Annotated in this window: 7 protein-coding genes; all 7 read right to left on the bottom strand. The window is 36.8% G+C overall.

Translation table 11 applies throughout. The annotated features are described in order from the left end of the window. Positions 1-5: 5 nt before the first annotated feature. Entirely contained in the window at positions 6-2456 is a 2451-nt protein-coding gene (locus NV377_RS14960; RefSeq protein ID WP_258201591.1) for a beta-glucosidase, read from the bottom strand. A gap of 108 nt (positions 2457-2564) precedes the next feature. Further along, positions 2565-5486, bottom strand: coding sequence for a glycoside hydrolase family 3 N-terminal domain-containing protein (locus NV377_RS14955; RefSeq protein ID WP_258201590.1), 2922 nt, complete (start codon positions 5484-5486; stop codon positions 2565-2567). 202 nt (positions 5487-5688) lie between these two features. Further along, positions 5689-6573, bottom strand: coding sequence for a LysR family transcriptional regulator (locus NV377_RS14950; RefSeq protein WP_258201589.1), 885 nt, complete (start codon positions 6571-6573; stop codon positions 5689-5691). Continuing rightward, positions 6570-9020 carry a beta-glucosidase family protein gene (locus NV377_RS14945; RefSeq protein WP_258201588.1) on the bottom strand — a complete coding sequence of 817 codons (2451 nt, stop codon included), beginning with the start codon at positions 9018-9020 and terminating at the stop codon, positions 6570-6572. Before NV377_RS14945 ends, NV377_RS14950 begins: the two co-directional genes overlap by 4 nt. 405 nt (positions 9021-9425) lie before the next feature. Next, complete coding sequence (locus NV377_RS14940) at positions 9426-11873, bottom strand: glycoside hydrolase family 31 protein (RefSeq protein ID WP_258201587.1); 2448 nt, start codon at positions 11871-11873, stop codon at positions 9426-9428. A 23-nt stretch (positions 11874-11896) separates the two neighbouring features. Further along, the gene (locus NV377_RS14935; protein ID WP_258201586.1) at positions 11897-12781 is read right to left on the bottom strand and encodes a carbohydrate ABC transporter permease; all 885 of its coding nucleotides are present in this window, start codon (positions 12779-12781) and stop codon (positions 11897-11899) included. An 18-nt stretch (positions 12782-12799) separates the two neighbouring features. Then, entirely contained in the window at positions 12800-13690 is an 891-nt protein-coding gene (locus NV377_RS14930; RefSeq protein ID WP_258201585.1) for an ABC transporter permease, read from the bottom strand. Between the last annotated feature and the right edge of the window lie 10 nt (positions 13691-13700).

Below are 13700 nucleotides of genomic sequence, written 5' to 3'. Positions count from 1 at the left end.
CTATTCTACATCTCCTTTGTCGCAGCTGCTATGGTCTTGTTTTCCTTGTTAATCTTTGACAGTTTGTTTTTTTCCTTTATTACATGTTTCAAGCCTTTAAAGAATTGACCATTAACCATCATCAAAATACCATCTAACATCGGCATATTCATAATTCCACCGGTCATTCTTGCAACTCCGCGGAACGGCATATGATAGATCGACATCATAATAATGTTTGCTGTACTTCTTTTACCGATCTTATTCAGGAACCGATATACAAAGACAATGAGATGATATGCAAACCTTGCAAATCCTCCCTTAGCATATTGGCACTGGGCAATTGTATCGTTGTAACCAAGTGGTTTCGAGCGATCCCATTTGGCAATAGGCACTTTAAAACCGAGTAGATTTTCAAATTCTGCTTCAGTAACATGGTTAGCTTTACCTGAATAATAAGTTGGAAGCTGAGCTTTATCGTACGGTAGTGGCGCTCCAGTTCCTTCTATAGAAATAGTGTCCGCCAATTTGATATCAGAGCTCGATGAACCTATCATAATTTCATATTCTGCTTCTTCTACTTCCCATTTGTTCGTCTTCACATTGAAATAACGGAATGTTTTATCGTCAAAAGGAATCGTTACGGTTTTTGTTTCACCGGCATTCAATAATATTTTGGTAAAACCTTTTAATTCCTTGCTAGCTCTGAAAATAGCTTCCGATTTACAACCTACATACAGCTGCGCGACTTCCATACCAACAACGTTTCCTGTATTGGTTAATTCAAATGTAACTTCATTTTTTGAAAGTTGAATATTGGAATATTTAAACGTTGTATAGCTAAGCCCGTATCCGAACGGGAAAAGCACTTCAATATTCGCTGTATCGTAATAACGATAGCCAATATAAATACTTTCTCTATATTCTACGCTCACTTCCTTACCAGGAAATTGATGATAAGAAGGTGTATCTTCATAACGTAGTGGATACGTTTCTGATAGTTTTCCTGATGGATTTACATCACCTGTTATAACTCTAAGAATAGCTCTGCCACCAGCTTGTCCTGCTAAATATCCATGTACTAATCCTTTTACGTTATAGATCCATGGCATTTCTACTACAGAACCACAGGAAAGAACAGCTACAATATTGGCATTCACTTTTTTAAGTGCCTGTAACAATTCAAGCTGATTGTCAGGAAGCTTCATGCTTTGTCTATCTAATCCTTCTGCCTCGGTTACTTCATCTAAGCCCATATAGAAAAGAACGACATCTGCCTCTTTTGCAAGTGCACATGCTTTATCTAATTTTTTCGTATTTTTGTTTCCATAACGTTCAAATCCAGATTCATATCCAACACTGACAAGTCCAGATTGATCAAAATAATCTAGTGTATTATCTAAAATTGTTGGATTTACAATAGACGAACCCGCACCTTGATATCGAGGTTGTTTGGCAAAATCACCAATGATAGCTACTTTTGTGCCCTTCTTAAGCGGCAATATATTTTCTTCATTTTTCAGAAGGACGATGGACTCTTCCGCAGCACGTTGTGCTACTCTGTGATGTGCTTCTATATCAACTTCTTGTTGCTGTGAATTTTTGTAAACTTCCTCAGTTGTAAACATAAGTTCAAGTAGTCTATCTACACACTCATCTAATACTTCTTCGGCAATTGCTCCACTTTGAATAGCTTGAATAATCTCGTCATTAGTTTCACCAGCTGTAGTTGGCATTTCCAATTCATTACCAGCTAGTAATCCAGCTACGCGATCGTTACTACCGCCCCAATCCGTGACAACAACTCCATCAAATTTCCATTCATCACGTAAAATTTCTCTCATTAAATGTGTACTTTCATTCGTGTAAGTACCATTTAACATATTATAAGCAGACATAACCGTCTTCGTCTTACCTTCTTTAACTGCAATTTCAAATGCAGTCAAATATATTTCTCGTAGCGTTCTTTCATCAACAATCGTATCAATAGACATACGTCTCTCTTCCTGATTGTTTACAGCAAAATGCTTCACACAAGCGGAAATGCCATGTGATTGAATACCATTAATATAACCAGCAGCCATTTTACCTGCTAGATATGGATCTTCACTGAAATATTCGAAGTTTCTGCCGCATAATGGGTTTCTCTTCATGTTAACACCAGGACCAAGTAGAACATTGACCCTCTGTGCAACTGCCTCTTTCCCAAGATAATCTCCAATAGTTTCTCCAAGTTCTGTACTCCAGCTATTGGATATTGTAGCGGCTGGAGGGAAACAAGTAGCTGGAATACTAGCATTAAGCCCTAAATGGTCTGCCGCTGCTGCTTGTTTTCTAATACCGTGAGGACCATCGGCAAGAAACATACTTTTAATTCCAAGTCGATCTATGTTTTGAGTTTGCCAGAAATCTTTCCCGGACATCAAAGAAGCTTTTTCTGCTAACGTCATTTGTGCTATGAGTTCTTTGTATTTCATATGTTATTACCTCATTCTAGTATTTTGGGCAGTACCCCAAAGGGGTACCGCCTAAAATTTCATAATTTTATTTAGTATTGTGGTCTCGTATTAGAGAATGTCCTATATTTATAGATTATGGGACTCGAATGCCTCTACTTGTTTTCTTCTGCGATGTGCCACTTTATAGAATCCTAATGTTAGTAATCCTAGTAAAATGATATCTCCAAAACCAAGTAACAATACCCAATACGGATAAGGTTTAACATTAATTTCCAAAGCGTTACTATTTGCAACAGTATAAAGAATATTGTGTGTCGCTTTTCTCATGGCTTGTTTACCTGTATTTGTACTCGTGCTTAATTTAGTAGGTTCATCACCCATCGGTGTAAGCATTAAATCATTACCTGCACGAATGGCTTGGTCAACCGTCATATGCGGGTACAAATCAAAGTCGGTAATTACCGTTCCATTGAAGCCCCATTCATCACGAAGTACTGTTGTAAGTAATCCATAATGTTCACCCGTCCATACCGTTCCTAAACGGTTAAATGAGGACATAACAGCAGTAGTTTTACCTTCCTTAACTGACAACTCAAACGGTTTTAAGTAGATCTCACGAATGGCTTGTTCATTAGTCCAAACAGCAACACCATCACGATTTGTTTCTTGATCATTTAGTGCAAAATGCTTGATGAAAGAGTATACACCTTTATTAGCTGCACCTACTACAAAAGCGGCACCCATCTTACCTGATAGTAATGAATCTTCTGAATAATATTCGAAGTTTCTTCCTGAGAAGGGTGTGCGATGGATATTCATTGAAGGAGCATATAATCCGCTAACTCCATATACAATAGCTTCATTGGCAAGATATTCACCCATTTTTTCAGCTAGATCAACATTCCATGTAGCAGCAAGCACAGTTTCACTCATATATTGAACACCAGTAACTCCAGTGAAAATTCCATTGACACCGGCAGGACCGTCAAGTTCAATTGTCCCTGGTTTACCAACTGATGCTACTTCCTGTGTTGCATATCCACCAAATCCAATTAATTTAGCCATTTCATTAACTGAAACTTGTTCAAGTAAATCGTTCCATTTCGGGTCATTATAATCTAGACCAACGACATCTTTAAGTGTTAAACCATGATCTGCGAAAACAATGTCTTCATCATCAGGATTATCCACTACTGGTTGGATTTCTAATGCTTTCAATAATTCTGGTGATGCGTCTTTATGTTCTGTACGAGCTGTTGGTAAAGTACCTTCCCAGTCAGCTCTAGTTACATAGTTCAGATCACCGTTAGCATTGTCAAATTGGTTTGTTGCCAACACCTCATCTGAAGAACGTTTGTTATCTTCGTTATATACAACTTTTTCAGATACTTCATATTGTCTAGCGTCGATTACATCATGTGCATTGTTCATTAGCTTAATGTCGTACATACCAGCATCAAGAACATACGCTTTTTCATTCTGATAATCGTAAGACGCCATGTCTTCAACCGCAAATTCAAGTGTTACAATCTCAGAACTATTTGGCTCAAGTACTTCCGTCTTATCAAATGCACCAAGTACAACATGGGATTTTTCAATTCCACCCTCATAGTACGGCGCAGTGTAGTACACTTGTACAACTTCTTTACCAGCTACTTCACCTGTATTGGTAACTTTCACTTCAACCTTAATTTTACCGTCCACTGTTTGATAATCTGTAATTTCTTTTGTAAATCCTGAATAACTTAAACCATATCCCAATGGGTATTGAACAGCATTCTGATATGCCGCTTCATCAACTTCCCTTGTTGTATTATCAACGTATCGTGTTTCATAGTAACGATATCCAACATAAATGCCTTCATTGTAATTCACGAAAGTATGGAACTTATCACCTTTAGCGCCTAACTTCTCTACATATGCATGCTTTGTATTAGAATACTCAAAGTTACCTGCATTGAAATATGCTGGTGATGATGTTACATCGTAAGCAAAGGTATCAACTAAACGACCTGATGGATTTACAGAACCAGCCAATACTTTTCCAACACTATTATTACCTGTAGAACCCGGTCCACCAATTAATAGAGCAGAATCAATACCTTCATCTTCTAAGAACCCTAGTTCCATTGCGTTACTCGAGTTAACGACAACGACAACCTTCGCAAAATTCATCGATTTAACCATATCGATCATCGATTTTTCCGCTTCTGATAACTCAAGATAGTGGTAATCTGATGAACCACCATATTCCGATGTTTCGAATGGAAGATCAGCACCTTCTCCTCCAGCTCTTGATAGAACAATAAGTGCTACATCAGAGAATTCTTTAGCATTAGCTAACAATTCCTCACTAAAATCACTTGTTTTAGGCTCGCTTAGTGTATAGTCACCACCATCGAGAGTAAATATATCGGTTTCCTTCTTCTTAGGAGCATGCTCTTGATAGAATTCTGTTAACTTGCTGTTAATTGTAAAACCTGCGTTTTCAAGTCCTTGTTGCAGATTTATGTTTGCACTTTCATTACCTGAACCAGAGCCACTTCCACCGTAAATCATTTTAACGGACGCTTGACCGAAAACGTTTACATTTTTCTCACGGCTATTCGCTGTATCCAGAGGCAGTGCGTTTCCTTTGTTTTCCAAAAGCACAATACCTTCATCTTCAATTAGTTCCGTCATTAACTTGGAATCTACTGATACTAGTGCAAGTTGTTCTTCATCAATCTTTACTTTCGTTAAGTATTGGTTAATAGCGATGTTGTAGTGGTTAATAGCTCCGTTAAGAACAATTACGACAACAAGTCCAAGACTTAATAGAGATACGAAGAGTCTTCTCAATCCCTTTTTCTCTGTTTTATTTCTTTTCGTCCATATGAAGCCAAATGCGGCAATCACTACTGCAAGGATAATTACTGCAACAAATAATATCATGACCATTTGGGGCACAGACACAATTGAAACAGCTACAGCTGTAGCAATAAATAATACTAAGAAAATAATTGCTAATGTTACAAAATTCCGCTTGTTTCCTTTTGACTTACTCACTTGTTTCCCTCCTATTAATAAAACTCTAACTTTTCAAAACATTGAATAATATGTACCTCGTTGAATGCAAGATTAAGGTTAACAGATCTAGTTAGACACAGCTATCAACCAAAAGTTAGGGGTATCCAACTTTTGGTTGACAATACAAAAAAGTCATTCTGATGCGCTATTGGGCTCATCAGAATGACCTACCGTTTTTCTTTCACTTTTGTTCATTAATATATTGTTTTACATAATCTCGGAAAAACGAAACTGACTTAGGTTGAATATCTCTTTTTCTGCTAACCAAATATACATTATGAGGAATTTTTTCGACTAATCGCATAATTTTCAACTTATCATTGTTATAGGACGCCTCTACAAGATCGACAGATACGGCTACATACCCATTCTCTTCGCATAATATATGTGCAGTTGCTACATTCCCATATTCATGTACAATATGCGGGGTAAAGCCATATTCTAGACATTTATCTACTAACGTATGCTCTTTACCTGTTCCTACAGACTTTAGAACAATACGTTCATTTTCCAAGTCCGTAATCGAAACTTCATCTTTAGCTGCAAGCGGATGCTTTTTCGAAACAACGACTACAACTTCACCTTGTTGAATAAGCTCGTACTCACAGTTATCAATGTCCTGCTGTCCTAGTACGATACCGATATCAAACTCTTCCTGAAATATTCTTCCAAGCGGATACTCATCAGGAAATTCTCTTAGCCTCATTTGAAATTCGGGATATTTATTGGTAAATCTAAATAGCACATCGGGAGGCACTGTAGATATAGTGGAAAAGGTGGCTAACACATTTAGAACACCTTTGCCTCCACTCATTATACTAATTTCTTTTTTGATATCATCCATTAGATAGCAGAGATGTTTAGCGCGAGCGTATAATAGTTCACCACATTCCGTAGATTCCATTCCTTGTGGACCTCTATAAAACAATTCTGCTGCTAAATCCATTTCAAGTTGCTTGATTGTCTTACTTAGTCCTTGCGGTGTAATAAACAAGTCCTTAGCTGCCGACGTAACACTTTTCTTCTCATATACTTTTATGAAACATTCCAATGCGTCTTTATTCATAGTTTTTTCCCACTAGCTGAGTCTATTCGTGATGCAATTTTGTAACTTTTGCGCAGCTTATTTCTTTCCTTCAACAGATGGTTCAAACCTTTAAAGAACTTACCATTTACTATCATCAGTATCCCATCTAACATCGGCATATTCACAATACCACCTGTTGTTCTTGCAATACCTCGGAATGGCATATGATAGATCGACATCATAATAAGATTAGCCGTTTCTCGCTTACCTATTTTTCGCAAATACCAATGCGCAAACACAATTGTGTGGAAGGCTAATCTTGCAATTGCTCCCTTGGCATACTGACATTGTGCAATCGTATCGTTATAGCCAAGTGGCTTGGTTCGATCCCATGTAGCAATAGGAACTTTATTACCTACTAGACTTTCGAATTCTTCTAAACTAACATTATTAACTTTACCGGAATAATAAGTTGGAAGCTTAACTTTATGATATGGAAGTGGCGCTCCCGTGCCCTCTACAAAAATAGTATCAGTCAATCTAATATCTACACTGGAAGCACCAATCATTATATCATATTGTGCTCTTTCTATTTCCCATTTGTTCGTCTTAATATTGAAATAACGGAATGTCTTATCATCAAATGGTATCGTTACTGTCTTTGTTTCGCCTGCATTGATAAATGTTTTTACGAATCCTTTTAATTCTCTTGTAGGCCTGAAAATTTCCTCCGATTGACAACCTACATATAGCTGCGAAATTTCCATACCAGCCACTTTTCCCGAGTTAGTCAACTTAAATGCTACGCCAGCCTCAGTGACTTCAATGTCAGAATACTCGAAAGTTGTATAGCTCAGTCCAAATCCGAAAGGAAACTGTACATCGATATTCGCTGTATTATAATAACGATAGCCAATATAAATACTTTCTCTATATTCTACACTAACTTCCTTGCCTGAAAAATTATGATAAGAAGGAGTGTCCTCATACTTGAGAGGAAACGTCTCAGCTAACTTACCTGAAGGATTGACATCACCTGATAAAATTCTAAGAATTGATCTAGCGCCCGCTTGTCCACCCAAATATCCATGCACTAATCCTTTTACTTTATCAATCCACGGCATTTCTACTGCGGAACCACAAGACAGAATGGCAACAATATTAGAATTCACGTTATATAAAGCGTTTAATAGATCAATTTGGTTATCTGGAATCTTCATATTTTGCCGATCAAGACCTTCTGCTTCCGTAACTTCATCCAGACCAATATATAGAAGCACGACATCCGCTTTTTCTGCTAATGCACAGGCATTTTTAATCTTTTCAGCGTTGTTCTTTCCGTATCGCTCAAAACCAGACTCATAACCAATGCTGACAATTCCTGATTGTTCAAAACAATTTAGCGTATGATCCAAAATCGTTGGATTAACAATAGAAGAGCCTGCTCCTTGATATCGTGCATCTTTGGCAAAATCTCCGATAACTGCTACTTTCTTTCCAAATCTAAGTGGCAATATATTTCCTTCATTTTTCAGAAGAACGATAGACTCCTCAGCAGCTTTCTGTGCTACTCTATGATGCTTTTCCACATCAAATTCTACAGGCTTTTTATTGTACGCTTCCTGTGTTGTAAAAATAAGTTCCAGCAGTCGATCTACACTTTCATCTAAAACCGCTTCTTGAAGTTTCCCACTACGAATAGCTTCAATAATTTCACGATCCGTCTCACCAGCTGTTGTTGGCATTTCCAGATCATTACCAGCAAGTAATCCATCTACGCGGTCATTACTACCGCCCCAATCGGTTACCATAACCCCTTTATAATCCCATTCACCACGTAAAATATGTTGCATCAAATGCATATTTTCATTCGTATATGTACCATTCAGTTTATTATAAGAAGACATAATTGTCTTAGTTTTACCTTCTTTAACGGCAATTTCGAATGCAGTTAGATAAATTTCTCGTAGTGTTCTTTCATCAACAATTGTATCAATCGACATACGTCTATCTTCCTGATTATTTACAGCGAAATGCTTCACACAGGCTGATATTCCGTGCGACTGAACACCTCTAATATAACCAGCAGCCATTTTACCAGCAAGATAAGGATCTTCACTGAAATATTCAAAATTTCTACCACATAGCGGATTTCGCTTCATGTTAACACCAGGTCCCAGTAGAACATTAACCTTCTGTGCAACAGCCTCTTCTCCTAGATACTCTCCGATTTTCTCTCCTAGCTCTTCATTCCAACTATTAGCTACCGTTGCAGCGGTTGGAAAACATGTTGCTGGAATACCTTCATTAAGTCCTAGCTTATCTGATGCTACCGCCTGCTTTCTAATGCCATGCGGTCCATCTGCAAGAAACATACTGTTAATACCATATTGATCTATGTTTTGAGTTTGCCAATAATCTTTCCCTGACATTAACGAAGCTTTTTCTTCTAATGTCATTTTTCCAATTAGCTCTTTATGTTTCATAGTGAATTCCTCTTTTTATAAATTAAGCGGTACCTCATATAGAAGCACCGCTGAAATATTTCAATTATATTCATATTGTATAGAAAATAAGATAATAAATCCATGGAAATATAGTAACATAAGTATCTAGATGAGCTATTTAAAATGAAGTTGTCTAACATATCTATATCTGTAATTCTGAATGGTGGAAATACAAATTAAAAAGCCTAAGTCCGAAGGAATTACGAACAAAGGCTAGTTAACCATTTCATTTTTAAAATTGTCTACTTAACTGGATACAGTTCGAGGTATATGATAATGAGGGGGATTCATTTACATCACCTTGGTTTAAATAAATATCATATTACTAACATTATTCACTTAATTTTTACTTAGTGGAGAGATGAAGTATTTCACAACGAACTTTTAATTTGATTGTACGAGTAGCTCAAATTCATTAAAAGTATTCCGCAACTGTAGCTTAAGTTCTTTTTTATCTGAGTTGTAAGACCAATCTCCACCAACTTCTTCAATTGAAACTAATTGTTCTGAATTTCTCACCAAAACCTCCGACGGATTAAAACTTAATAATTTTATTGTAATATCAAGTTTCTCTCGTTGATTAGGCATTTCTTTTGAAAGATACGTGCAATTCAACTTAACTGAATCTTTGTTAAACGCTGCATTCGTTTTTAATAAAGTATATACGCCTTGCTCATAAGCATACGTACGAGCATCATCTTCATACCACTGGCTAAATGACGTACTACCTACCTGACCTGCATATAGCACCAATGTAATATCGTTTTGCTCGTTCAATGTAGGCTTCCATTCATTATCTAACAATTCCGGAATCATCGAACCCGCTTTCACATATATCGGAAGTACATCAAGAGGGGCATAAGCTAATATATATTTCCCTCCTATATGTCGTTCACCGCTCCAATAGTCAATCCATTCGCCTTCGGGTAAATACACCGAACGTGTCTCGGTACTTGGACGAAGAATTGGTGCAACGAGTATATCTTGTCCCACCAAAAATTGGTCGCACAAATTATATACATTGCGATCATTCGGATATTCCAAAATTAATGGACGCATAATTGGTAATCCTGTTTTGTGAGCGGTATAAAACTGGGTATATAAGTATGGCATCAAACGATAACGTAATCTAATATACTTTCTACAAATCTCTTCAATCTGAGTACCAAAAGCCCACGGTTCCTGACGAATAGATTCAAGCACACTATGATTTCTACAATACGGGAAAAACACACCTGCCTGCGTCCAACGAGCAAGTAATTCTGGCGTCGTATGATGGGCAAATCCTCCAATATCTGGACCTGCAAATGGTTGTCCAGATAACCCTAGATTTAATACCATTGGAATGGACATCGCAAGATGTTCCCAGAAGCTTCGATTATCCCCTGTCCATGTCGCTGCATATTTTTGTACGCCGGCATAACCCGCTCTAGTTAATACAAAAGGACGCTCTCCTCCTAATTCCTTCTTTAAGCCTTGTTGTGTAGCCATTGACATTAACAATCCATACAAATTATGAAGTTCGCGATGAGTCTTAGGGTTACCATCATTTCCGTGTACTACATCCAAGTCCATTGTTTTTGATGTATTGAATACAGCAGGTTCATTCATGTCATTCCATATGCCAGAAATACCAAGATCAGTATAGTAACGATGCTGTTCTCCCCACCATGTACGTACCTCTTCTTCTGTAAAGTCAGGGAAAGCACTAGCTCCGGGCCATACATCTCCGATGAATAGATCACCTTCGATTTTTTTGCAGAAATAATTATTACGAATGCCTTCTTGATATTGTATATACTCGGGATCCTTCTTAACACCTGGATCGACTATAGGTACGACACGAATGCCCATAGTTTTTAGTTCCTCAATCATTTGACGCGGGTTAGGAAAACGTACTGGGTCGAATGTAAACACTCTATATTCATCCATATAATGAATATCTAAGTGAATGACGTCACATGGAATATTTTTATCTCGGAAATTTCTCGCAAGAGTCATCACTTCCTCTTGATTCATATAGCTGTAGCGAGATTGATGATATCCAATTGCCCAAGCAGGAGGAATATCCATACGTCCCGTTAACTCACTATATCTTTCCACTACTTCATGAAGTGCAGGACCTAATATGAAATAGTAGTCAATTGTCCCAGAACTAACTTGAAACTTATAAGAATTCTCACTAGTACGCATATCAAATGACGTACGACCAGGATTATCTAAGAAAATACCATAGGTAGGTTTTTCGTATTGAAAATGAATTAGAAATGGAATCGATACATATAAACTTTCTATTTCGGGAACATGAGGATCAAATACGTCTGAATTCCACATATCGTACTTCTCGCCTATTTTGTCTAGGAAACTTGTTTTTTCTCCTAAACCATAAATATGAGAATCGGCATCCATTCGTTTTTTACAGACGTACTCTCCTCTACTAGAACTATAAATCTCTTCGTCACTAGAGACTAATATTCCATCTTTATTGTAGAAATCTATTCGAGTATCTGCTTTTTGCAAGACCACAGTAACCGCTGGTAACACTAATCTGTACTCTTGTTCAGTCTCCACTAACTCTACTTTCACTTTAGTAAATGCTTCTTGTTGAACAGCAATTGTCCTACTCAAATCCTGCACATGATCCAATAGTAATTTCACTCGAACGATATAATCATTAACAGGCTGAACCATAATTGTTGCATTTTCAGATTTAAATAAATATGCTTCATCTGTTGAATATACAACTGATTGCATTTTACCTAAGTTCCAATGTCTCGCTATGATTGCGTTTGAATCCTTTTTATCTGGATGAATAGTCTCACTCGTTTTCATATTTATATCTCCTATCTATATTGTTAACCCTTTACAGAGCCAAGTGTAATTCCCTTAACAAAGTACTTTTGAAAGAACGGGTAAATAATTAACAGCGGAAGCATCGATATAAATATTTTTGCAGCATTTAAAGTCTGATTCGATAAACTTGTTAGTCGTTTGACTGATTCTGCATCCAATTTAGTTAGATCAACATTTGCGGTTACTTGGCGTATATAGGATTGCAATGGATAATTTTCATTTTTAGTCATCAAAATAAGTGCTTGAAAAAATTCATTCCAATGCCCAACAATCGTAAATACTAAAATGGTTGCTAATACGGGAGTTGAAAGAGGTAGAAAAATTCCGAATAAGATACGCCAAGGTCCTGCTCCATCAATCAATGCGGACTCTTCCATTTCCTTAGGTAAATTTCTGAAGAAATTCATTACTAATATGACATTGAACACTGGTAATCCTCCACCAAGTACAAGACCCCATATACTATTAATTAAACCTAATGATTTCATTGTCATAAACCATGGAACCATACCACCGCTGAACAACATACAAAAAATCAATAACCACATAAATATATTTCTAAATTTGAAATCATTTGTTGTTTTGGATAATGGATACGCCATAAGTAACACAACAAAGAACGTAATCGCAGCACCATATATAACACGCTGTACAGAAATGAAGAACGATTTGAAAAACTGACCGTCATCAATAATCGTTTGATAAGAGGCAAAGTTGATACCTTTCGGAATTAAAAAAACTTCACCTGCAGCAACTGCCGCTCGATCACTAATCGAAACAACTAACGTATACCACACGGGCAATATACATAAGAGCGTAAGCAAAATAATTAAAACAATATTAAAACCATTGTAAACCTTAGATATTAACGAACGTTCTTCAATCATATGTGTCACACCTTTCTGCTAGAAGATTTTATAGTTTGCAAATCGATACGCCAACGTATAGGAAATAGAAATTAATACCAAACCAACAACAGACTTAAGAAGTCCTACTGCTGTCGCAAGGCCATACTGCATATCTAGTAATCCTGCTCGATAAACCCAGGTATCAATAATATCTCCTGTTGAATATACCGATGGATTATATAAATTAAATATCTGATCGAAACCAGCATTCAGAATATTCCCTAAACTTAATGTACCAAGTAAAATAGCAACTGGAAGAATACTAGGCAAAGTAATACTCGTTAATCTTTTAATTTGAGAAGCACCGTCTATTGCCGCTGCTTCGTACATTTCAGGGTTAATTGATGTTAGTGCCGCGAAGAATATAATAGCTGCGAAACCAAACTCTTTCCATACATCACTTAGTACGATAAGCCAAGGAAAGATTTCAGCATGTGCAAAGAATATAATTGGCTCTGACCCAAATACAGCTAATAGTTGGTTCACAGGTCCTGTATAAGATAAAATGTCTAACATGATTCCTGCAACAATTACCCATGATAAAAAATGGGGTAAGTATACTATTGTTTGAACGGATCGCGTAAATAATCGGTTCTTAACCTCATTTAGCATTAATGCAAATACCAATGGAACAATGAGATTCCCAATCATTTTAAGTACGGCAATAAATATTGTATTTTGGAAAACTTGTTTACTATCATCAAGCTCGAACATATACTTAAAGTTTTCGAAACCAACCCATTCAGATTTAAATATCCCTAAACCAGGATTAAAATCCTTAAATGCCATTAGTATTCCATACATTGGAAGTAAATTGAAAAAAAATAGCCATACTAAACCAGGCAGGAGCATTAAATAATAATGTTTGTACGCACTACGATTGAGCATATTAATTTCT

It is taken from the genome of Paenibacillus endoradicis, from assembly GCF_024721975.1.
The sequence above is the reverse complement of the archived record's forward strand: the minus strand, read 5'-3'. Positions and strand labels throughout refer to the sequence as shown.